General features: G+C 67.5%; 20 protein-coding genes. 13 read left to right on the top strand and 7 right to left on the bottom strand.

Annotated features, from left to right (window positions below; translation table 11 throughout):
• Positions 1–4 precede the first annotated feature (4 nt).
• The 5 genes from ACYJP6_RS08185 (at position 5) to ACYJP6_RS08165 (ending at position 5450) form a co-directional block, all read left to right on the top strand.
• Entirely contained in the window at positions 5–859 is an 855-nt protein-coding gene (locus ACYJP6_RS08185; protein WP_145011823.1) for an IclR family transcriptional regulator domain-containing protein, read from the top strand.
• 118 nt (positions 860–977) lie between these two features.
• The gene (locus ACYJP6_RS08180; protein WP_459474555.1) at positions 978–2357 is read left to right on the top strand and encodes an aromatic acid/H+ symport family MFS transporter; all 1380 of its coding nucleotides are present in this window, start codon (positions 978–980) and stop codon (positions 2355–2357) included.
• A gap of 245 nt (positions 2358–2602) precedes the next feature.
• The gene (locus tag ACYJP6_RS08175) at positions 2603–3601 is read left to right on the top strand and encodes an ABC transporter substrate-binding protein (protein ID WP_459474554.1); all 999 of its coding nucleotides are present in this window, start codon (positions 2603–2605) and stop codon (positions 3599–3601) included.
• A complete protein-coding gene (locus ACYJP6_RS08170; protein ID WP_459474553.1) occupies positions 3598–4656 on the top strand; it encodes a FecCD family ABC transporter permease in 1059 nt (352 codons plus the stop codon). The genes ACYJP6_RS08175 and ACYJP6_RS08170 overlap by 4 nt, the downstream gene beginning before the upstream one ends.
• The gene (locus tag ACYJP6_RS08165; protein WP_459474551.1) at positions 4653–5450 is read left to right on the top strand and encodes an ABC transporter ATP-binding protein; all 798 of its coding nucleotides are present in this window, start codon (positions 4653–4655) and stop codon (positions 5448–5450) included. Before ACYJP6_RS08170 ends, ACYJP6_RS08165 begins: the two co-directional genes overlap by 4 nt.
• 171 nt (positions 5451–5621) lie before the next feature.
• Here the strand turns inward: ACYJP6_RS08165 and ACYJP6_RS08160 are convergent, their stop codons facing one another.
• Positions 5622–7745, bottom strand: coding sequence for a TonB-dependent siderophore receptor (locus ACYJP6_RS08160; protein ID WP_459474549.1), 2124 nt, complete (start codon positions 7743–7745; stop codon positions 5622–5624).
• Between the two features lie 217 nt (positions 7746–7962).
• Between ACYJP6_RS08160 and ACYJP6_RS08155 the strand changes: the two genes are divergently transcribed.
• Complete coding sequence (locus ACYJP6_RS08155) at positions 7963–8910, top strand: class I SAM-dependent methyltransferase (protein ID WP_459474548.1); 948 nt, start codon at positions 7963–7965, stop codon at positions 8908–8910.
• Between the two features lie 409 nt (positions 8911–9319).
• Here the strand turns inward: ACYJP6_RS08155 and ACYJP6_RS08150 are convergent, their stop codons facing one another.
• Positions 9320–9541 (bottom strand): VF530 family protein, encoded by a 222-nt coding sequence (locus tag ACYJP6_RS08150; protein ID WP_459474547.1) that lies wholly within the window; start codon positions 9539–9541, stop codon positions 9320–9322.
• A 206-nt stretch (positions 9542–9747) separates the two neighbouring features.
• Between ACYJP6_RS08150 and ACYJP6_RS08145 the strand changes: the two genes are divergently transcribed.
• From ACYJP6_RS08145 to pcaC, 7 genes are all read left to right on the top strand, one after another.
• Complete coding sequence (locus tag ACYJP6_RS08145) at positions 9748–10596, top strand: CoA transferase subunit A (protein ID WP_459474545.1); 849 nt, start codon at positions 9748–9750, stop codon at positions 10594–10596.
• Positions 10597–10599: 3 nt separating this feature from the next.
• Positions 10600–11385: a CoA-transferase subunit beta gene (locus ACYJP6_RS08140; protein ID WP_058784257.1), complete on the top strand. Its 786-nt coding sequence runs from the start codon at positions 10600–10602 to the stop codon at positions 11383–11385.
• Entirely contained in the window at positions 11382–12596 is a 1215-nt protein-coding gene (pcaF, locus tag ACYJP6_RS08135) for a 3-oxoadipyl-CoA thiolase (protein WP_459474544.1), read from the top strand. The genes ACYJP6_RS08140 and pcaF overlap by 4 nt, the downstream gene beginning before the upstream one ends.
• 232 nt (positions 12597–12828) lie before the next feature.
• Entirely contained in the window at positions 12829–14121 is a 1293-nt protein-coding gene (locus ACYJP6_RS08130; RefSeq protein WP_459474542.1) for an MFS family transporter, read from the top strand.
• A 12-nt stretch (positions 14122–14133) separates the two neighbouring features.
• Positions 14134–15492, top strand: coding sequence for a 3-carboxy-cis,cis-muconate cycloisomerase (locus ACYJP6_RS08125; RefSeq protein WP_459474541.1), 1359 nt, complete (start codon positions 14134–14136; stop codon positions 15490–15492).
• Between the two features lie 16 nt (positions 15493–15508).
• Positions 15509–16297: a 3-oxoadipate enol-lactonase gene (pcaD, locus tag ACYJP6_RS08120; RefSeq protein ID WP_459474540.1), complete on the top strand. Its 789-nt coding sequence runs from the start codon at positions 15509–15511 to the stop codon at positions 16295–16297.
• A gap of 11 nt (positions 16298–16308) precedes the next feature.
• On the top strand, positions 16309–16704 hold the full coding sequence (pcaC, locus tag ACYJP6_RS08115) for a 4-carboxymuconolactone decarboxylase (RefSeq protein ID WP_459474539.1): 396 nt from the start codon (positions 16309–16311) through the stop codon (positions 16702–16704).
• Between the two features lie 910 nt (positions 16705–17614).
• Here pcaC and ACYJP6_RS08110 read toward each other — a convergent pair.
• The 5 genes from ACYJP6_RS08110 to pqqC form a co-directional block, all read right to left on the bottom strand.
• On the bottom strand, positions 17615–19021 hold the full coding sequence (locus ACYJP6_RS08110) for an ATP-binding protein (RefSeq protein ID WP_459474537.1): 1407 nt from the start codon (positions 19019–19021) through the stop codon (positions 17615–17617).
• A 118-nt stretch (positions 19022–19139) separates the two neighbouring features.
• On the bottom strand, positions 19140–19664 hold the full coding sequence (locus ACYJP6_RS08105) for a GNAT family N-acetyltransferase (RefSeq protein WP_459474535.1): 525 nt from the start codon (positions 19662–19664) through the stop codon (positions 19140–19142).
• Between the two features lie 190 nt (positions 19665–19854).
• Complete coding sequence (gene pqqE, locus ACYJP6_RS08100; protein WP_459474814.1) at positions 19855–21006, bottom strand: pyrroloquinoline quinone biosynthesis protein PqqE; 1152 nt, start codon at positions 21004–21006, stop codon at positions 19855–19857.
• A gap of 22 nt (positions 21007–21028) precedes the next feature.
• Positions 21029–21304 carry a pyrroloquinoline quinone biosynthesis peptide chaperone PqqD gene (gene pqqD, locus ACYJP6_RS08095; RefSeq protein WP_058786443.1) on the bottom strand — a complete coding sequence of 92 codons (276 nt, stop codon included), beginning with the start codon at positions 21302–21304 and terminating at the stop codon, positions 21029–21031.
• Positions 21301–22050, bottom strand: coding sequence for a pyrroloquinoline-quinone synthase PqqC (gene pqqC / locus ACYJP6_RS08090; protein ID WP_007161089.1), 750 nt, complete (start codon positions 22048–22050; stop codon positions 21301–21303). Before pqqC ends, pqqD begins: the two co-directional genes overlap by 4 nt.
• Between the last annotated feature and the right edge of the window lie 2 nt (positions 22051–22052).

Below are 22052 nucleotides of genomic sequence, written 5' to 3'. Positions count from 1 at the left end.
GTCGATGGACGATAACCGCACCGCTCATGCCACGGGCCTGCCGCCGCTGGCGGCACCGCCGATCATCGCCTCACCGGCCAAACGCATCGAGGCCTTCGCCGGCGACCCGAATTTCATGACCTCCCTGGCCCGTGGCCTGGCGGTGATCCATGCCTTCCAGGAGCGCAAGCGCCAGCTGACCATTGCCCAAATCAGCCATCGCACCGAGATCCCCCGCGCGGCGGTGCGGCGCTGCCTGCATACCCTGATGAAGCTGGGCTACGTCACCACCGATGGCCGCACCTATTCGCTGCTACCCAAGGTGCTGACCCTGGGGCATGCCTATCTGTCGTCCACGCCGCTGGCGGTCACTGCCCAGCCGGTGCTCGATCGCCTCAGCGAACAGCTGCACGAGGCCTGTTCCATGGCCACCCTGGAAGGCGACGAGATCCTCTACATCGCCCGCTCGGCCACCCCGCAGCGGCTGATCTCGGTGGACCTCAGCGTCGGCAGCCGGCTGCCGGCCTACTGCACCTCCATGGGCCGCATCCTGCTCGCCGCCCTCGACGATGCCGCGCTGCACGACTACCTGGAGCACGCCGATCTGCAGGCCAAGACCAGCCGCACCCTCTACCAGCCGCCAGCGCTGATCGACTGCCTGGGCCAGGTACGCCAGCAGGGCTACGTGGTGGTCGACCAGGAATTGGAGGTCGGGCTGCGATCCCTGGCGGTGCCCCTGAGGGATGCCGCCGGCCAGGTGCTGGCGGCGCTCAACGTCGGCACCCATGCCAGCCGGGTCAGCCGCCAGGAGCTGGAGACCCGCTTCCTGCCGGTGCTGCTGGCGGCCAGCCAGGAATTGAGCACCCGGCTGTTCCACTAGCGAATCCGGTCGATTATCGGCCACCTCGCCGATAATCGAATTGTCAGTCTCTTGTGGTTGGGCTTAACGTCGGCGCAGTGGCGCAATACGCCGATAACAACAACACGAGCAGACCACCATGACGCAAATCCTCGACGCGGGCGCCGCGCCCCTGGCCGATCGCCCCGCCACGGCCGTGGCCGGCACCCTGGACGTCCAGCAGTTCATCAATCGCCAGGCCCTCTCGGCCTACCAGTGGCGCATCGTCGCCCTGTGCTTCCTCATCGTCTTCCTCGACGGCCTGGATACCGCCGCCATGGGCTTCATCGCCCCGGCGTTGTCGGTGGACTGGGGGGTGCCGCGCGCCAGCCTGGGCCCGGTGATGAGCGCCGCCCTGGGCGGCATGGTGTTCGGCGCCCTCGGCTCCGGGCCGCTGGCCGACCGCTTCGGCCGCAAGGGCGTGCTGGTGGTGGCCACCTTCATCTTTGGCGGCTTCAGCCTGCTGTCGGCCTTCAGTGCCAACCTCGAGCAACTGGTGATCCTGAGATTCCTCACCGGCCTGGGCCTCGGCGCGGCCATGCCCAACGCCACCACGCTGCTGTCGGAATACACCCCCGAACGGCTCAAGTCGCTCTTGGTGACCAGCATGTTCTGCGGCTTCAACCTGGGCATGGCTGGCGGCGGTTTCGTCTCGGCCTGGATGATTCCGGCCTATGGCTGGCACAGCCTGCTGGTGCTGGGGGGCGTAATGCCGCTGGCCCTGGCGGTGGTGCTGCTGCTCTGGCTGCCGGAGTCGGCACGTTATCTGGTGGTGCACGGCAAGAGCGCCGAGCGCATCCGCCGGGTGCTGGCGCCCATCGGCCGCGAGGCCGCCGAGGCGCGGCACTTCGTGGTGCCGGAGCAGAAATCGGTAAAGACCGGCAACGTCTTCGCGGTGATCTTCAACCGCAGCTACAGCGCCGGCACCCTACTGCTGTGGCTGACCTATTTCATGGGCCTGGTGATCGTCTATCTGCTCACCAGCTGGCTGCCGACCCTGATGCGCGACGCCGGCGCCAGCCTGGAGCAGGCCGCCCTGATCGGGGCGCTGTTCCAGTTCGGCGGGGTGCTCAGCGCGGTCTTCGTCGGCTGGGCCATGGACAGGTTCAATCCGCACAGGGTCATCGGCCTGTTCTATGTCCTGGCGGGTATCTTCGCCTATTGCGTCGGCCAGAGCCTGGGCCAGGTCGCCCTGGTCGCCACCCTGGTGCTGGTGGCCGGCATGTGCATCAACGGCGCCCAATCGGCCATGCCCTCGCTGGCGGCGCGCTACTACCCGACCCACGGCCGGGCCACCGGGGTGTCCTGGATGCTCGGCATCGGTCGCTTCGGCGCCATCACCGGTGCCTGGATGGGGGCGACCCTGCTAGGCCTGGGCTGGACCTTCACCCAGGTGCTCACTGCATTGCTGCTGCCCGCGGCCCTCGCCGCCCTGGCCGTGCTGATCAAGGGCGTGGTCAGCCACGCCGACGCCACCTGAACGCATGCCTGCTCCATTGCGGGTGGCAGCGCTAGGCGAGGGCGCTGCCACCGCGTAAAGTTGCACCCTTCGATCGCTTCGTAGTGGCCCGCTCTAGAGCGGGCGCAGACGTCTCAAGGGCTTCCATGACAGGTTTCCATCACGGCCGGCGGTGGGCTGCACGGCTGATAACGCTTATCGCTTGCTTTCTGATTGCACCGACCTTCGCCGACACCCGCCAGGTCACGGACGTCCTTGGTCGCACGGTGACCCTCTCGGTCCCTGCCAAGCGGGTGGTGCTGGGCTTCCACTATGGCGACTACCTGGCGGTGGGGGGCGAGCAGGCCTTCGACGCCGTGGTCGGTGTCTCCCGCGGCGCCTGGGAACGCAAGGTGCCGGCCAACTGGGCGCTCAATGTCGCCCACCGACCCTCCCTGGCCAGCCTTCCCGATGTGGGCGAGACGGAAAACAACAGCTTTTCCGTGGAAAAGGTCCTCGCCCTCAAGCCGGATCTGGTGGTGCTAGCCGCCTGGCAATTCCAGGCGCTGGACAGCGAGGTCAAGCGTCTCGAACAGCTCGGCATTCCGGTGGTGGCGATCGACTACAACGCCCAGACCCTGGAGCGCCACCTGGCTTCCACCCGCCTGCTCGGCGTCATCACTGGGCAGGAGGCACGCGCCGCCGAGCTGGCCGACTTCTATGCCAAGGCGGTGCAGGACATCCAGACCCGCATCGCGGCGGCCCATAGGCCGAAGCCGCGAGTCTACGTCGAATTCGGCAACAAGGGTCCGGCCGAATACTCCTTCACCTATGGGCAGAACATGTGGGGCGCCATGGTGACCCTGGCCGGTGGCGACAACATCGCCGCACCCTTCGTGCGATGGTGGGGGGTGATGAATCCGGAGCAGGTGCTCATGGCCCAGCCGCAGGTCATCTTCATCTCCGGCCGCGAGGACAACAGCAATCCCACCGCGCTGCCCATGGGGCCCGGGGTCACCGCCGACGACGCTCGCAGCCACCTGCGTGCCTTCATGCAGCGACCGGGCTGGGCCAACCTGCCGGCGATCCGCGATGGCCGCCTCTATGGCGTCTACCAGGGCGCCTCGCGCAGCCTGGAAGACTTCGCCATGCTGCAATTCATCGCCAAGCAGCTCTATCCGGATCTGTTCCAGGACGTGGATCCGGTGGCTAATTATCGTGAGTACTACCGCCGCTACATGCCGATCCAGCCCGAGGGCACCTTTGCCATAGGCCTGACGCCATGAGCGAGGCCTCGAGCGCCAGCCACGGGAACGCCATCGCCGAGCAACGCGCGCGGGAGCGCCGCCGCTGGCGGGCCTGCGGGGTGTTTCTGCTGCTGACCCTGGCGGGTCTGGTGCTGGACATCGCCACCGGCCCTTCGCTGCTTTCGCCGCTGGAGGTGCTCAAGTCCCTGACCGGACTCGGTGAGCGCCAGCCGATGACCGACGCCATCGTCCGCGACCTGCGCCTGCCGGTGGCCCTGATGGCCCTGGCGGTGGGCGCCGCCCTCGGCGCCGGCGGGGCGCAGATGCAGACGCTGCTCAACAATCCCATGGCCAGCCCCTACACCCTGGGCATGGCCGCCGCCGCTGGTTGCGGCGCCGCCCTCAGCCTGGCGCTGGACAGCTTCGGCCTGGGCGCGTTGATCGGGGTGCCGCTGGGCGCCTTCGTCTTCGCCATGCTGGCGGCGCTGTTCCTCTTCGCCCTGGCGTCGCTCAAGCGCACCGGCAGCGACACCATCATCCTCGGTGGCATCGCCCTGCTGTTTCTCTTCCAGTCGCTGTTGTCGCTGGTGCAGTTCCTGTCCTCGCCGGAGTTGTCGCAGCAGATCCTGTTCTGGCTGTTCGGCAGCCTGGGCCGCGCCACCTGGACCACCCTGGGCATCGTCACCGGGATGACCCTGCTGTGCTGTGGCCTGCTGCTGGGCGATGCCTGGAAGCTGGCCGCCCTGCGCTTGGGCGAGGCCCGCGCCGCCAGCCTGGGCGTGGACATCCGCCGCCTGCGCCTCAAGGTGCTGATCCTGGTGGCGGTGATGACCGCCACGGCGACCAGCTTCGTCGGGGTGATCGGCTTCGTCGGCCTGGTCGCCCCCCATATCGCCCGCTGGCAGGTCGGTGAGGACCAGCGCTTCCTGCTGCCGCTGTCGGCCATCTGTGGCGCCCTGATGCTGTCCTTCGCCTCGGTGCTATCCAAGTCCATCCTGCCGGGCGCGCTGTTTCCCGTGGGCATCGTCACCGCCATCGTCGGGGTGCCCTTCCTGCTCTGGCTCATCTTCGCCCCGCGCAGGTCCAGCCTATGATTCGCCTCCACGACCTCGCGCTGAAGCGCGGCGACCGTACCGTGATCTCCGGGCTGTCCACCGAACTGCACCCCGGCCAGGTCCATGTGATCCTCGGCCCCAACGGCACCGGCAAGACCACCCTGCTGCGTGCCCTGGCCGGTGACCTGCCGCTGGCCGCCGGCCGGATCGAGCGGGGCGAGCGGCGGTTGGTGGCCGGCGCCTCGGCCCGCAGCCAAAGGGACGGCTGGCGCCAGGGCGTGGCCTATATGCCACAGGATTCCCATGCCGAGGCGGCGCTGTCGGTGCTGGAGACGGTAGCCATGGGCAGCCTGGAGCGGCTGACCCTGCATCTGGACGATGACCTGCTGCGGCGCGCCCTCGGCAAGCTGGAGGAGGTGGGCATCGCCCACCTGGCCTCGCGCCAGCTGGGCGCCCTGAGCGGTGGCCAGCGGCAACTGGTGTTCTTCGCCCAGGTGCTGATGCGCGAGCCCGCGGTGATGCTGCTGGACGAACCGGTCAGCGCCCTTGATCTGCGGCACCAGATCAACCTGCTGGATAGAGTGCGCCACGAGACCCGCTTGCACGGCCGGGTGACCGTGGTGGTGCTGCACGACCTCAACCTGGCCTGCCAGTACGCCGATTCGCTGCTGGTGCTGGTCGACGGGGGGCTGCTGGCCGCCGGACGTCCCGCCGCCATCGTCACCGCCGACCTGCTGGAGGCCACCTACGGCGTGGCGGTGGACATCCTCCACGACCGCCAGGGCCGCCCGGTGGTCCAGCCGCTGGCGGGTCAGGCCTTCAACGAGGCCTGACCGCAGGGAGCCGCGAAGCGGCTAACGAAACCAGGCGGGTGGCTGTCAGGCGGCTGTGCGCGGCGCGCAGGAACCGGACCAGGCTCGCGCGCGGGGGAGGAGGGAGTACCTGAGGAGACCGAGCATTGCACGCGCCCGCCTGGCGGACGCATGCAGTTTCGTTGGGTGCTGTTAGAAGGTGTAAGTGAAGCCGGCCTGCACGGTGCGCGGTTCGCCCGGATAGCTGTAGGCGTTCCAGGAGCTCTCGTCGTAGCCCTTGTTGAAGACGTTGCGCACGTCCAGGTTCAGCCGCAGGTGCTCGTCGATCTTGTAGAAGCTCAGCAGGTCGGTGACCGTGTAGCTGTCCATCTTGTAGTCGCTGACCGCGGTCTTCTGGCCTTCGCGCTCACCCACGTACTTGACGTTGGCGCCCAGCCCCAGGCCGCGTAGCACACCGTCGTGGAATTCGTAGACGTTGAGCAGGTTGACGGCGTTGCGCGGGATGTTGGTCAGGCGGGTGCCGCGCGGCAGGCTGTTGTCCTTGGTCACCTCGGCGTCGGTGAAGGCGTAGCCACCGAGGATGCGCCAGTTGGCCGTCAGGTCGCCGGCGACGTTGAGTTCGAAGCCGCGGCTGCGGACTTCGCCGGCGGCGACGTTGAAGTTCGGATCGACCGGATCCAGGGTCAGGACGTTTTCCTTGACCGTGTGGAAGATCGCCGCGTCGACGCTGAGGCGACCGCCCAGCGCCGCCCACTTCAGGCCCAGCTCGTAGGCCTTGCCTTCCTCGGGATCAAAGCCGCCACCCTGGCGCGCCGCGCCGGTGTTGGGCTTGAACGACTTGGAGGCGCTGGCGTAGAGCGCCAGGTCCGGGGTGAGGTCGTAGCTGGCGCCCAGGCGCGGGGTGACGGCTGTGTCGTCGTTGGTCCAGCTCAGGCCGCCGGCGACGAAGTTGTCGTAGTCGTGCTCGAAGCGCTCCAGGCGCAGGCCGCCCAGCAGCTTGAGTCGGTCGGTGACGGCGAGTTGGTCCTGGACGAAGGCGGCCCAGGTCTTGAGCGTCTCGTGGTCGTGGGTCGGCGTACGGGTCAGCGCCGGGCGCGGCTGGCCGAGCACCGGGTCGACCAAGTTGACCGTATAGACGCCGGCGCCGCCGGCGGAGCGCCGGATGATGGAGCGGTAGTCGTAGTCTTCCACTTCCACCCCGGTGACCAGGGTATGGCCGAGGCCGAAGGTGTCGAAGTGGCCGGTCAGGTTCAGCTGCAGGTCGCGGTCGCTCCACTCCAGCTTGCGGTAGTTGAAGTTGCGGCCCAGGACCACGCCATTGGCCTGCACGCCGTTGGCTTCCACGGCATTGCCCTTGAGGCTGCCGTCGAGGTACTGGAAGCCGCCGGCCAGGGTCCAGGCGTCGTTCAACTGGTGCTCGAAACGCAGCTGGTAGGCCTCGTTGTCGTTGTGCAGCAAGTTGGTGGTGCCCTTTTCCCAGGCGTTGGTGGAGCGGCTGGCCTGGGCGCGCTGGGCCAGGTAGTTGGTCCGGCCCCGATCCAGCGGCGCGTTGTTGCGGATGATGTCGGCTTCGAAGGTGATGAGGGTGGCATCCGTCGCCTGCCAGCTCAGCACCGGGGCGACCTCGTAGCGCTCGTGCTCCACATCGTCGCGGAAGCTGTCGCCGCCTTCGGCGATCAGGTTGAGGCGATAGGCCAGGCGGCCGTCTTCGTCCACCGGGCCGGTGGTGTCCAGGGTGCCGCGCCTCAGGCCCTGGTCGGTGAATTGGCTGCCGAGGGTGGTCTTGCGCTCGCCCAGGGGCTGCTTGGTGACCACGTTGAAGGTACCGCCCGGATCGCTGCGGCCATAGAGGGTCGCCGCCGGACCACGCAGGACCTCGACCCGCTCCAGGGTGGCGGCATCCGGTGCGTTGGGGTAGCCGCGGTTCATGGGGAAGCCGTTGCGGAAGTACTCGGAGCTGGTGAAGCCGCGCACCGTGTAGCTGGTCAGGCCCTGGCCGCCGAAGTTGTTGCCGCGGCCCACGCCACCGGCCTGGTCCAGTGCCTGCTGCAGGCGGGTGGCGGAGAGGTCGTCGAGGGCCTCGCGCGAGACCACGCTGACCGATTGCGGCGTTTCATGCAGCGGGGTGTCCGTGCGGGTGGCACTGCTGGAGCGTTCCGCGCGATACCCCTGCACCGGTCCGGTGGCCGATTCGGCGGTCCCGGTGACGGTGAGATCGGACAACGCCTGGGGCGCCTCGTCAGCCGTCTGGGCGAAGCCATGGAGGGGCAGGGCGCAAAGGGGAAGCAGGGACAGAGCAGGGACCAGCCGGCGCATTTATTATCGTCCTGGAGTTCGGGGAGGCGGATTCTAGAGCGGTTTACAAAGTGGATACAACTGCGTTTCGTTACCACTTGAGAGGTATTTCGGTTTGCTGGTCGGATGCCTGGAAGTGGACTCCTGCAAGGCCCGACGAGTCCTTCGCACCCGCTAGTCCCGCCGCGCCCCGGCCATTTGGCGTAGCATGCCGATCCCTTTGTGCCAGCGACCGTCCATGAATACCGCCACCCTTGCCCAGCTCGTCGATCTGCTCACCTCCGCCCTCGCGTCGCCGCCGACCGAGGCGCGGCGCCTCGTCCATGGCCGGGGCCGGCTGCTGCCGGGGCTCGAGCAGCTCACCGTCGACTGGCTGGAGGGCGTGGTACGGGTGGGCGTATTCCGTGAGTTGCCCGCGGATGAGCTGGCGGCCCTGCGCTCGACGCTGATGGCCTTGGCCGATAGCCCGGCCTGGGCGGCCAGCGGCGCACAGAGCCTGCTGCTGCAGCATCGCTATCGCCTGGACGCCGCCAGCGAGACGCTGATCGGTGTTCCGGTGGGGGAGCACGTCATCCACGAGGACGGGCTGAAATTCGGCCTGGATCTTTCCCGCCACCAGAACATGGGGCTGTTCCTCGACATGCGCCTGGGCCGGCGCTGGGTGCGCGAGCAGGCCGCCGATCTGCGCATCCTCAACCTGTTCGCCTACACCTGCGGCTTCTCGGTAGCCGCCCTGGCCGGCGGCGCGGCCCAGGTGGTCAACCTGGACATGGCCCGCGGGCCCCTTACCCGCGGTCGCGAGAATCACCGACTCAATGGCCATGACCTGGGCAAGGTCAGCTTTCTCGGCCACGAGTTGTTCAAGTCCTGGGGCAAGGTGCGCAAGCTGGGCCCCTACGACCTGGTGATCGTCGATCCGCCCAGTTTCCAGCAGGGCAGCTTCGCCCTGACCAAGGACTACGCCCGCATCCTGCGCCGGCTGCCCGAACTGCTCACCCCGGGCGGCCGGGTGCTGGCCTGCGTCAACGACCCCGGTGTGGGCGCGGATTTCCTCATCGCCGGCATGGCCGAGGAGGCACCGAGCCTGGCCTTCGTCGAACGCCTGGCCAATCCCCCGGAGTTCGCCGACGAGGACCCCGAGGGTGGCCTCAAGGTGCTGGTGTTCCAGCAGGGACAAGCGTCGTAGGTCGGGTTGAGCGCAGCGAAGCCAACGGGTGCCCGGGTTCGACCCCGGCTCGTTGGGCTTCGACGGTAGAGCCGTCTCAACCCAACCTACGAATCCGCCCGTAGGTTGGGTTGAGCGCAGCGAAGCCCAACGGTACCCGGGCTCGACCCCGGCTTGTTGGGCTTCGACGACAAGGCCGTTTCAACCCAACCTACGAATCCGCCCGTAGGTTGGGTTGAGCGCAGCGAAGCCCAACGGTGCCCGGGCTCGACCCCGGCTCGTTGGGCTTCGACGATAAAGCCGTCTCAACCCAACCTACGAATCCGCCGTAGGTTGGGTTGAGCGCAGCGAAGCCCAACGGTGCCCGGGCTCGACCCCGGCTCGGTGGGCTTCGACGGTAGAGCCGTCTCAACCCAACCTACGTCCGGCCTCAACCCTGCTTTGGCAATCGCTGGTAGAGCTGCTCGACCTTTTCCCGCGCCCAGGGCGTGCGGCGCAGGAAGGTCAGGCTGGATTTGATGCTGGGGTCGTGGGTGAAGCAGCGCAGCGGGATGCGCCGGCCGAGTTCTTCCCAGCCGTGGTGTTCCACCAGGCGGGTGAGCAGGGCTTCGAGGGTAACGCCTTCGAGGGCGGGGCGGGCTTTGTCGGACATCTTTCGGTTCCTGTCACGGGTGGCGCAGTGTAGCCGCTGCCGCGCGCGGTCGCGTGCCGCTGTGGTCGATAGGCTGCTGAGCAATGTCGTTCGATAATCGAACTGTTAGTCGATTATCGGATTGTTCGGGACGCTGGGGCTTTGTAGTCTGACCCCAGACCGCCGCACCGGGCGGCGCCGATAACAAAGACGCGAGTCGACAATCCATGGCCCAGATCCTGTCCCTGAGCGAAGCCATCCAGCGCTTCGTCCACGATGGCGAGACCGTCGCCCTCGAAGGCTTCACCCATCTCATCCCGACCGCCGCCGCCCACGAGTTGATCCGCCAGAACCGGCGCGACCTGACCCTGGTGCGCATGACCCCCGACCTGGTCTACGACCTGCTGATCGGCGCCGGCTGCGCCAAGCGGCTGATCTTCTCCTGGGGGGGCAACCCCGGCGTCGGCTCGCTGCACCGCCTGCGCGATGCGGTGGAGAAGGGCTGGCCGCACAAGCTCGACATCTCCGAGCACAGCCACGCGGCCCTGGCCAATGCCTATGTCGCCGGTGCCTCCAACCTGCCGTTCGCCGTGTTGCGCGGCTACCAGGGCTCGGACCTGGCCAAGGTCAATCCGGACATCAAGTTCATCGCCTGTCCCTTCACCGGCGAAAAACTCGCCGCGGTGCCCAGCGTTCGTCCCGACGTCACCGTCATCCATGCCCAGAAGGCCGACCGCCAGGGCAACGTACTGATCCAGGGCATCCTCGGCGTGCAGAAGGAAGCCGCCCTGGCGGCCCAGCGCTGCATCGTCACTGTTGAGGAAATCGTCGATGACCTCCAGGCGCCGATGAACGCCTGCGTGCTGCCGACCTGGGCCCTGAGCGCCGTCTGCGTGGTGCCCGGCGGGGCGCATCCGTCCTATGCCCACGGCTACTACGAGCGCGACAACCGCTTCTACCAGGCCTGGGATCCAATCGCCCGCGATCGCGATACCTTCACCCAGTGGATCGACACCTACATCCGCGGTACCGCGGACTTCGCCGCCTTCCAGGCGAAGCTGGCTGCGGAGGCCTGAATCATGAGCGACTTCACCACCAATGAAATGATGACCGTGGCCGCCGCGCGCCGCCTCGGCAATGGCAGCGTCTGCTTCGTCGGCATCGGCCTGCCGTCCACCGCGGCGAACCTGGCGCGCCTGACCCATGCGCCGGACGTGGTACTGATCTACGAATCCGGCCCCATCGGCGCCAAGCCTACGGTATTGCCGCTGTCCATCGGCGACGGCGAACTGGCCGAGACCGCCGACACCGTGGTGCCCACCGGCGAGATCTTCCGCTACTGGTTGCAGGGCGGACGCATCGACGTCGGCTTCCTGGGCGCCGCCCAGGTCGACCGCTTCGGCAACATCAACACCACGGTGATCGGTGACTACAACCAGCCCAAGGTCCGCCTGCCGGGCGCTGGCGGTGCGCCGGAGATCGCCGGCTCGGCCAAGGAGGTGCTGATCATCCTCAAGCAGTCGCACCGCAGCTTCGTCGACAAGCTAGCCTTCATCACCTCGGTGGGTTACGGCGAGGGTGGCGATCATCGCCAGCAACTGGGCTTGCCGGGCAAGGGCCCGACCGCCATCATCACCGACCTCTGCATCATGGAGCCGGAAGCCGGCACCCACGAATTCGTGGTGACCGCCCTGCATCCCGGGGTGACCCGCGAGCAGGTGGTGGCCGCCACCGGCTGGGCCATCCGCTTCGCCGACCAGGTCGCCACCACCGAGGCGCCCACCGCCACCGAACTCGACGCCCTGCGCGATCTGCAGGCGCGTACTGCTGCCGCCCATGGCGGCCAGAAGGGGGGTGAGGAATGAGTCGCGCCGTCTACATCTGCGACGCCGTCCGCACGCCCATCGGCCGGCTCAACGGCGGTCTTTCCGCGGTGCGTGCCGACGACCTGGCAGCCATTCCGCTCAAGGCGCTGCAGGAGCGCAATCCGCAGGTGGACTGGTCCGCCGTGGACGAGGTGTTCATGGGCTGCGCCAACCAGGCCGGCGAAGACAATCGCAACGTGGCGCGCATGGCGGTGCTGCTGTCGGGGTTGCCGGAAACCGTACCGGGCGTGACCCTCAATCGCCTCTGCGCCTCGGGCATGGAGGCGGTGGGCCAGGCCTACCGCGCCATCGCCCTGGGTGAGATGGACCTGGTGATCGCCGCCGGGGTGGAGTCCATGACCCGTGCGCCCTATGTCATGGGCAAGGCCGACAGCGCCTTCGGGCGCGGCCAGAAGCTGGAAGACACCACCCTCGGCTGGCGCTTCGTCAATCCGGCGATGAAGGAGGCCTATGGTGTCGACAGCATGCCGGTCACCGGGGACAACGTCGCCGCCGACTATGGCGTCAGCCGCGCCGACCAGGACGCCTTCGGCCTGCGCAGCCAGCAACGCGCCGCCGCAGCCCAGGAATCCGGTTACTACGCCGAAGAAATCGTCCCGGTGACCATCGAGGGCAAGAAGGGTGACGTGGTGGTGGAGCGCGACGAGCATCCCCGTCCGGACACCACCGCTGACGGCCTGGCCAAGCTCAAGCCGGTCAACGGACCGGATAAGACCGTCACCGCCGGCAACGCCTCGGGCCTCAACGACGGCGCCTCGGCGATCATCCTGGCCTCGGCGGAAGCCGTGAAGAAGCACGGGCTCAGGCCGCGCGCCAAGGTGCTGGGCATGGCGAGCGGCGGAGTCGCGCCACGCATCATGGGCGTCGGCCCGACCCCGGCGGTGCGCAAGCTACTCAAGCAACTGGACCTCCCCATCGAGGCCTTCGACGTCATCGAACTCAACGAAGCCTTCGCCGCCCAGGGGCTGGCGGTACTGCGCGAGCTGGGCGTGGCCGACGACAGCCCCAAGGTCAATCCCAACGGCGGCGCCATCGCCCTGGGCCATCCCCTGGGCATGAGTGGCAACCGCCTGGTGCTCACCGCGGTGCACCACCTGGAGAAGACCGGCGGCCGCCTGGGCCTGGCGACCATGTGCGTGGGTGTCGGCCAGGGGTTGGCGCTGGCGGTGGAGCGGGTGGACGGGATCTGAGGCTTTGTCGCTGGGGCCATCGCGGCCATGGGCCGCTCCTACAAAAGCATGACACCGTAGGAGCGGCCCATGGCCGCGATCTTCCAAGCCGATCGTAGAGCCCATGCTCAAGCAAATCACCAAATCTCACCTATCTCCATGCCCACACCTCCCTGTAACCCCGTGTGTCTCTGCTGGTCCGAATGGCGGTAGGCTGTCTCCCGTCCATCCATACCTATAATTAAGGATCTCCATGAGCACTCACCCGCACTACAGCTTCGAGGAGCGCAAGAAGCGCATCTTCGCCATCGTTGGCGCCTCGTCCGGCAACCTGGTGGAATGGTTCGACTTCTACGTCTACGCCTTCTGCTCCATCTACTTCGCCGCGGCCTTCTTTCCCAAGAGCGATCCCACCGTCCAATTGCTGAGCACCGCCGGGGTATTCGCAGCGGGCTTTCTGATGCGGCCCCTGGGTGGCTGGATTTTCGGGCGCATCGCCGACAAGTACGGCCGGCGTACCTCCATGGTCATCTCCATCCTGATGATGGGCGCCGGCTCCCTGGCCATCGCCTGCCTGCCCACCTACGCCAGCATCGGCGTCGCGGCGCCGGCCCTGCTGCTGCTCGCGCGACTGCTGCAGGGCATCTCGGTCGGCGGTGAATACGGCACCACCGCCACCTACATGAGCGAGGTGGCCCTGCGCGGCCAGCGCGGCTTCTTCGCCTCCTTCCAGTACGTCACCCTGATCGGCGGCCAGTTGCTGGCGGTGCTGGTGGTGGTGATCCTGCAGCAGGTCTTGAGCGATGCCGACCTGCGCGCCTGGGGCTGGCGGATTCCCTTCGTGGTCGGCGCCGTCGCCGCGGTGATCTCGCTGTTCCTGCGACGCTCGCTGGAAGAGACCACCACCGCCGAGACCCGCGCCAACAAGGAAGCCGGCACCCTGAGCGGACTGTTCAGGAATCACAAGGCGGCCTTCTTCACCGTACTCGGCTACACCGCCGGCGGTTCGCTGATTTTCTATACCTTCACCACCTACATGCAGAAGTACCTGGTCAACACCAGCGGCATGGACGCCAAGACCGCCAGCGCCGTGATGACCTGCGCGCTGCTGGTGTTCATGCTGATGCAGCCGCTGTTCGGCATGCTCTCCGACCGCATCGGCCGGCGCGCTTCCATGCTGCTGTTCGGTGGCCTGGGCACGGTCTGCACCTGGCCGATCCTCACCGCCCTGGCCAGCGTCCAGAGTCCCTTCGTGGCCTTCCTGCTGATCTGCCTGGCGATGGCCATCATCAGCCTCTACACCTCCATCAGCGGCCTGGTGAAGGCGGAGATGTTCCCGCCCGAGGTGCGCGCCCTGGGCGTGGGCCTGTCCTATGCGGTGGCCAATGCGGTCTTTGGCGGCTCGGCGGAATTCGTCGCCCTGAGCTTCAAGACCCAGGGGCACGAGGAAATCTTCTACATCTACGTCTCGGTGATGCTGGCGGTGGCCTTCCTGGTCAGCCTGCGTCTACCACGTCAGGCAGCCTACCTGCACCACGACCACTAAAAAGGAGTTCCCATGTCCAATCTGCTGTTCGACGCCTACTTCACCAACGCCGCCATGCGTGCGGTGTTCTGCGACCGGGGTCGACTGCAGGGCATGCTGGACTTCGAGGCGGCCCTCGCCCGAGCCGAGGCCGCGGTGGGGGTGATCCCCCTGACGGCGGTGGCGCCCATCGCCGCCGCCTGCCGCGCCGAGTTGTACGATGCCGCTGAGCTGGCCCGCGCCGTGGTCAGCGCCGGTAATTCGGCCATCCCCCTGGTCAAGGCCCTCGGCCGGCAGATCGCCGCCCAGGACCCCGAGGCCGAGCGCCATGTGCACCGCGGCGCCACCAGCCAGGACGCCATGGACAGCGGGCTGGTGCTGCAGGTCCGCCAGGCGCTGGACCTCCTGGATGCCGATCTGGCAGCCCTGGCCGAGGCCCTCGCGGCCCAGGCCGAGCGTCATGCCGATACCGTGCTGGCCGGCCGTACCTGGCTGCAACACGCCACCCCGGTGACCCTGGGCATGAAGCTGGCCGGGGTCTTGGGCGCCATCACCCGTCATCGCCAGCGCCTGGCCGAGTTGCGGCCGCGGGTACTGGTCCTGCAGTTTGGCGGCGCTTCGGGCAGCCTGGCCGCGCTGGGCGATGAGGCCCTGCCGGTGGCCGAGGCGCTGGCTGGCGAACTGGAACTGAGACTCCCGGAGCAACCCTGGCACACCCAGCGTGATCGCCTGGCCGAAGTCGGCGCCTGGCTCGGCCTGGTGGCCGGCAGCCTGGGCAAGCTGGGCCGCGATCTCTCGCTGTTGATGCAGACCGAAGCCGCCGAGGTCTTCGAGCCGTCGGCGCCGGGCAAGGGCGGCTCGTCCACCATGCCGCACAAACGCAATCCGGTCGGTGCCGCGGTGCTGATTGCCGCCGCCACCCGCGCGCCGGGACTGGTCAGCACGCTGCTCTCGGCCATGCCCCAGGAGCACGAGCGCAGTCTCGGCCTCTGGCACGCCGAGTGGGAGACCCTGCCGGAACTGTTCTGCCTGGTGTCCGGCGCCCTGCAACAGGCCCAGACCATCGTCGCCGGGCTGGAGGTCGATGCCGCACGCATGCAGGTCAACCTGGAGTTGACCCATGGCCTGGTGCTGGCCGAGGCGGTGAGCATCGCCCTGGCCGGTCGCCTGGGCCGCGAGGCTGCCCACCACCTGGTGGAGCAGAGCTGCAAGCGCGCCGTCCAGGAAGGTCGTCACCTGCGCCAGATACTGGGCGACACCCCCGAGGTGACTGCCGAACTCTCCAGCGCCGAGCTGGATCGATTGCTGGACCCCGCCCATTACCAGGGCCAGGCCCGGGCCTGGGTGGCTCGCGCCCTGGCCGAACACCAGACCCTGCTTTCCCATCCCTAGAAAAGAGGACTGCCTGATGCCCAGCGTACGTCTCGCCGATGGCGACTTGAACTACCGGCTGGAGGGCCCCGAGGGCGCTCCGGTGCTGATCCTGTCCAACTCCCTGGGCACCAACCTGGCCATGTGGGATGACCAGGCCGCGGCCTTCAGCGAGAGATTCCGCCTGCTGCGCTACGACACCCGCGGCCACGGCGCCTCCCTGGTGACGCCCGGCCCCTATCGCATGGACCAGAACGGCCGTGACGTCCTGGCCCTGGCCGATGCCCTGGGCATCGAGCAATTCGCTTTCTGCGGCCTGTCCATGGGTGGCTCCATCGGCCAATGGCTGGGCATCAACGCCCCCGAGCGGGTCACCCGCCTGGTGCTGTGCAACACCGGCGCCAAGATCGGCACCCCCGAGGTGTGGAACACCCGCATCCAGACCGTGGAAGCCGGCGGCGAGCAGGCCATGCGCGACCTGCGCGATGCCTCCATCGGCCGCTGGTTCACCCCGGACTTCGCCAGCGCCGAACCGGATAAGGTCGACCGCATCGTCGCCATGCTCGCCAGCACCTCGCCCCAGGGCTACGCGGCCAACTGCGCGGCGGTGCGTGATGCCGACTTCCGGGAGGTACTGGACGCCATCCGCGCGCCGACGCTGATCGTCGCTGGCAGCCACGACGCCGTGACCACCCCGGCCGACGGGCGCTTCCTGCAGGAGCGCATTCCCGGCGCCGAGTACGTCGAGTTTCCCGCTGCCCACCTGTCCAACGTGCAGATGGGCGACGCCTTCACCCAGCGCGTGCTGACCTTCCTCAGCGCCTAAAGGAGTCGATCTTGGACGAAAGAGAACGTTACGCCGCCGGCATGCAGGTCCGTCGCGCGGTCCTGGGCGATGCCCACGTCGACCGCAGCCTGGAAAAGCTGACGCCCTTCAACGAAGAATTCCAGGAGATGATCACCCGCCACGCCTGGGGCGACATCTGGACCCGCCCGGGGCTGCCGCGGCACACCCGCAGCCTGATCACCATCGCCATGCTGATCGGCATGAACCGCGAGGGTGAACTGCGCCTGCACCTGCGCGCCGCCCGCAGCAACGGGGTGACGCGGGAGGAGATCAAGGAGGTGATCATGCAGAGCGCCATCTACTGCGGCATCCCGGCGGCCAATGCCACCTTCCATCTGGCGGAGGCGGTGTGGGATGAGTTGGGGGTGGAGTCGCTGGAGGGGTGAGTTTCCCCCCTTTGGCCCCTGTTTGGATGATGCCCGCCGGGTTGGATTTGGCGGGCGTTGGTTGTTGGGCGTAGGTTGGGTTGAGCGTTAGCGAAGCCCAACGGTGCAAAGTCTCACTTTTGTTTTGTGGGCGCCGTGGCTGGTTATCGAGTGCTTTGATGGTTTTGGTTTCGCCCATCCGGGCGAGTTACTTTTTGCAGTCGCCAAAAAAGTAACCAAAAACGCTTGCCCCGACCATCCGGCCCTACGCTTCGCTCCGGGTCCGCTCACACCAGCGTCGTTCCGGAGTCGGTCCAGATGGGCCGTCCATGGCCCACTGGACCTCTCGCCGCATCCATGCGGCTCGACCCACTCCACAACGCTGGCGTTCGCCCTGCTGAACGGGGCGATTCGCCAGCCTGAAAGTTTTAGTTGAATAACCCGTAACCCGTAGCGTGGACAACGGCGCAGCCTTGTCCACTGTTTATGATCAAGCTCATCAGTGGAAAACGCTGCGCGGTTTTCCACGCTACGAATCGATATGGGTTCTCCCTGAAAACACGAACTCCCAGGCTAGCGCCTCGTCCCCGTCAGTGAGGCCGAGTGCAGGTGTCGCGGAGGGGGATGCGAGGCAGGACGCCGAGCAAGGCGCGAGGGGCAGGATGCCCCTTCGTGCCGTGCCCCTGCCACGGCGCCGGAGCGAGGGGACCCGGAGCGCAGCGGAGGGCCGAACTGTTGGGGTGTGCTTTCTTTTGCTTACTTTTCTTTGCACAAGCAAAGAAAAGTGAGTCGCCCGGGTGGGCGAAACAAGAACCTTCAAAGCACTCGATAACCAGCTAAGGCAGCTCCGCTTTGTTGGGCTTCGCTCCGCTCAACCCAACCTACGAAAGCCGAAAGCCGCCCCCAGCCCAAGCCAGGGGCTGCAGGCTTGTTACTTGGCCACTACCCGCGTAATCCGATCCCCCTCGGCATCATCCTGCCCCTTGGCTTTGTTCACCGCGTAGACCACGCCCTTGCCATCCACCACCGCGTGGTTGGGGAAGGTGCCCAGCTCCAGGTTGGCCTTGATGTTGCCGTCCGGGTCGACCACGGTCAGGGTGCCGGCGCCGCGGTTGGTGACGTAGGCCAGGCGCTTGACCGGGTCGAAGGCCACGTTCAGCGCGCCGGCGCCGGTGGCCACGTCGTGCAGGGTCTGGCCGGTCTTGGCGTCGACGATCAGCAGGTTGTCGCTGCCCTGGGCGGTGATGAACAGGCGGTCGGTCTGGGGATCGTGGGCCACGCCCATGGGGGTCTTGGCGCCCTGGATCGGGAAGACCTTCTCGACCTGCTCGGTCTTGGCGTCGATCACCGCGGCTTCGTTGGTTTTCAGGCTGACGGCGTAGAGCTTGTGCACCGCCGGGTCCAGGTGCATGCCGACCACGGCGAACTGCTCGCCGCGAACGCTCGACTCGATGCTGATGTGCTTGCGCACGGCTGGGGTCTTGGCGTCGAAGGAGACGATTTCCGGTGTCATGGCGGCCGAGGCGAAGGCGCGGTCGAGCTTGTCGTCGATCACTACGGTATGGGCATGGGGTACGACGCCAGGGGCGAATTGCTTGACCAGGCCCAGGTCGCGCTGGCGATAGACCGCCACGGTGTTCTGCCGGGTGTTGGTGGTCCAGACGTTGCCGTTGCGGTCGTCCACGCCGACGCCATAGACGGCGAAGACGCCGGCATCCCCGCCCGGTGCGGCGGCGGGGGTGATCTGGCGTTCGATGGACAGGTCCTTGGGATCGAGCTTGAGCAGCTGCGAGACCTTGACCGGCGGCCGGCCCACGGCCGAGGTGACGAAGAGGGCGCCGGACTTGGCGCTGATGTCGACCTGATACAGCCCGGGCACCAGCTTGACCGCGGTCAGGCTGTAGGCGTCGGCGCCACTCGGCGGTACCACCGGCGAGACCTTGAAGGGGAAAATCGCCGCGCCCGCGGGCTCGGCGGTGCTGACCACGATGGGGTGCTGGCCGGGAGCGGCGTCCGCGGGGATGCGGAGGGTCGCCTTGAAGGAGCCCTGGGCGTCGGCCACGTAGGCGGCATCGGGATTCAGCGCCACGCCGGCACGGGACAGGGTGATCCGCTGGCCAGGGGTGAAGCCGCGGCCTTCCAGCGACACCTCGCTGCCCGCCAGGATGGCGGTGCCGGCGACGGGGCTGGCCTTGATCTCGCCGTGGTAGTCCGGGTCCGGCGCTTCGAAGCCGGAGCGCGCCTCGGCGGTTTGCAGACCCAGTGCCAAGAGGCCGGCGAGCAGGGTGAGGGACAGGACGCCGCGGCCCTTGGCCGAGGACGCGAGAGAGCTGTTCATCGAGGATTCCTTGTGGCGGCGATGGAATGCCCGCGCCAGAGCGCCGGGCAGGAGAAGCCCTCCAGGGCTAGCCCATGGTAAGACGAAGGAGAAATATTTGCATTTGGCTTTGCGTTTTTTACGCGAGCTCGCTGCTTGGATCTTCGAGGCTGAGGTGCATCAGGCAAGCGCCCGGTCCATAGCCGGCCAGCTTGGCCGCGAGTGCCGCATCGGCCGGGACCGGTTGGTAGCGATGGCGTTGCCAGTAGCCGATGGCGCCCGCCAGCGAGACCAGCCGCCCCTGGGTCAGGCGGGCGCGCCGGGCATGGCTCCTGGCATGCTGGTAGAGACGCCCGGCCACGCCCTGGCCCTGGGCCGCGGGATGCACGGCGCAGTCGTGCAGGAACCAGGTCGAGGCGCGGCTGGGCAGCCGTGCCAGACGGGCGCCGAGCGCCGGGGGCAGGCCGTCGTCCCAGGGATAGGCGATCAGATAGCCCTGCAGCCGGCCCTCGGCATCGACGGCCGCCCAGCAATGCTCGGCGGCGAGCTCCAGGCGGTTGGCGTAGAAGGCCCGGTCTTCGAGCAGGTCGGCGGGGTAGTTGGCCGCCTGGATAGTAAGGACGGCAGGAAGATCGGCAGGGCGCAGCGGGCGTATCGAGGGCATGACGGCGGCGGGAAAAGGTCCGGCCGGGCAGTATGGTCACTGCCCGGTCGGGAGGCAAATGCCTCGGAGCCGTGGGTGGTGAGTCCCGTCGACAAGCCTGCGCTCAGGCGGCAGAAGAGGGGATGCCTGCGACGACCTCGGCGTGCCTGGCGCCGCCGCTGGGCTCGGCCAGACCTGCGGCCCAGGGCGCTCAGGCCTTGGCGATCAGCCGCGAGTTGCGCTCGTTGCGGAACTGTAGATCCTCGATCCGCTGGGTCGCGGTCTCGGCTTCGGCGCGCGCCGCGAGGATAAGGTCGTGGTGCGGGGACTTGGCGCAGACCGGGTCGGCGTTGCGCGCATCGCCGGTGAGCATGAAGGCCTGGCAGCGGCAGCCGCCGTAGTCCTTTTCCTTCTCATCGCAGGAGCGGCAGGGCTCGGGCATCCAGTCGTAGCCGCGGTAGACGTTGAAGCCGAAGGAGTCGTACCAAATGTGCCTTAAGTCCTGCTCCTTCACGTTGGGGAAGGCGATGGGCATCTGCCGGGCGCCGTGGCAGGGCAGGGCGGTACCGTCCGGCGTGATGGTGAGGAACAGCTTGCCCCAGCCGTCCATGCAGGCCTTGGGGCGCTCTTCGTAGTAGTCCGGGGTGACGAAGATCAGCTTGCAGGGATGGTTCTCGGCCTTGAGTCGCGCCCGGTACTCGTTGGTGATGCCTTCGGCGCGCTCCAGCTGGGCCTTGGTCGGCAAGAGACCGGCGCGATTGCGTTCGGCCCAGCCATAGAACTGGCAGGTGGCAAGTTCGACGAAGTCGGCTTCCAGGGCCAGGCAGAGGTCGATGATCTGGCCGATGCGATCGATGTTATGCCGGTGGGTGACGAAGTTGAGCACCATGGGATAGCCATGGGCCTTGACCGCCTTGGCCATGGCCAGCTTCTGGGCGAAGGCCTTCTTCGAGCCGGCCAGCAGGTTGTTCACCTGTTCGTCGCTGGCCTGGAAGCTGATCTGGATATGGTCCAGGCCGGCTTCCTTGAATTCGGCGATGCGCGCCTCGGTGAGGCCGATACCGGAGGTGATGAGGTTGGTGTAGTAGCCCAGCCGGCGCGCCTCGCGGATCAGCTCGGCGAGGTCCTGGCGCACCAGAGGCTCGCCGCCGGAGAAGCCGATCTGGGCGGCGCCCATCTCCCGTGCCTCGGCCATGACCTTGAACCACTGCGCGGTGGTCAGCTCGCGACCCTGGGTGGCGAAGTCCAGGGGATTGGAGCAATAGGGGCACTGCAGCGGGCAGCGGTAGGTGACCTCGGCCAGCAGCCACAGCGGCAGGCCGACGCTGGGCGCAGCAACGGTAGGCGGTTGCGGCAACTGCATGGGCGTGCCCGGCAGGCTGGTGCTAGCCGAGCAGGAGCCAGTGCTCTGCACGGGCGACCTCCATGAATTGTTCGACGTCGGCGCCCAGCTCGGGCACGCCGGGGAAACGTTCGTCGAGCACCTGGATGATGGCGGCCACGTCGCGCTGGCCGTCGATCAGTTCGCCGATGGCGGCGGCGCTCTCGTTGAGCTTGATCATGCCTTCGGGGTAGAGCAGCACATGGGCGTTCTGCGCTGGCTCGAACTGGAAGCGATAGCCGGGGCGCCAGCGCGGCACCTGGGTGCGGTCGAAGCTCATAGGTCGATTCCTCGGTGCCAGCGGCGCTCGGCGGTGACGCTGTGGTAGGGCGGGCGGTGCAGTTCGTAGGCCATGCTCATGGCGTCGAGCATGGTCCAGAGGATATCGAGCTTGAATTGCAGAATCTCCAGCATGCGCTGCTGGGACTCCCAGGTGGTGTAGTGCTGCAGGGTGATCTGCAGACCGTGCTCGACGTCGCGGCGGGCCTGGCCCAGGCGGGTGCGGAAGTACTCGTAGCCGGCCGGATCGATCCAGGGATAGTGGGTCGGCCAGGCGTCCAGGCGCGACTGGTGGATCTGCGGCGCGAACAGTTCGGTCAGGGAGCTGCTGGCGGCTTCCTGCCAGGAGGCGCGGCGGGCGAAGTTGACGTAGGCGTCCACCGCGAAGCGCACCCCGGGCAGTACCAGTTCCTGGGAGAGCACCTGCTCGCGATCCAGGCCGGTGGCCTCGGCCAGCCGCAGCCAGGCCTCGATGCCGCCTTCGCTGCCGGGCTCGCCATCGTGGTCGAGGATGCGCTGTACCCATTCGCGACGGATCTCGCGATCCGGGCAGTTGGCCAGGATGGCGGCGTCCTTGAGCGGGATGTTGACCTGGTAGTAGAAGCGGTTGGCCACCCAGCCCTGGATCTGCTCGCGGCTGGCGCGGCCCTGGTACATGGCCACGTGATAGGGGTGGTGGATGTGGTAGAGCTCGCCCTTGGCGCGCAGGGCGGCTTCGAATTCGGCGGGAGTCAGGGCATTGGGCATGG

The organism is Pseudomonas sp. No.117 (assembly GCF_054558395.1).
The sequence above is the reverse complement of the archived record's forward strand: the minus strand, read 5'-3'. Positions and strand labels throughout refer to the sequence as shown.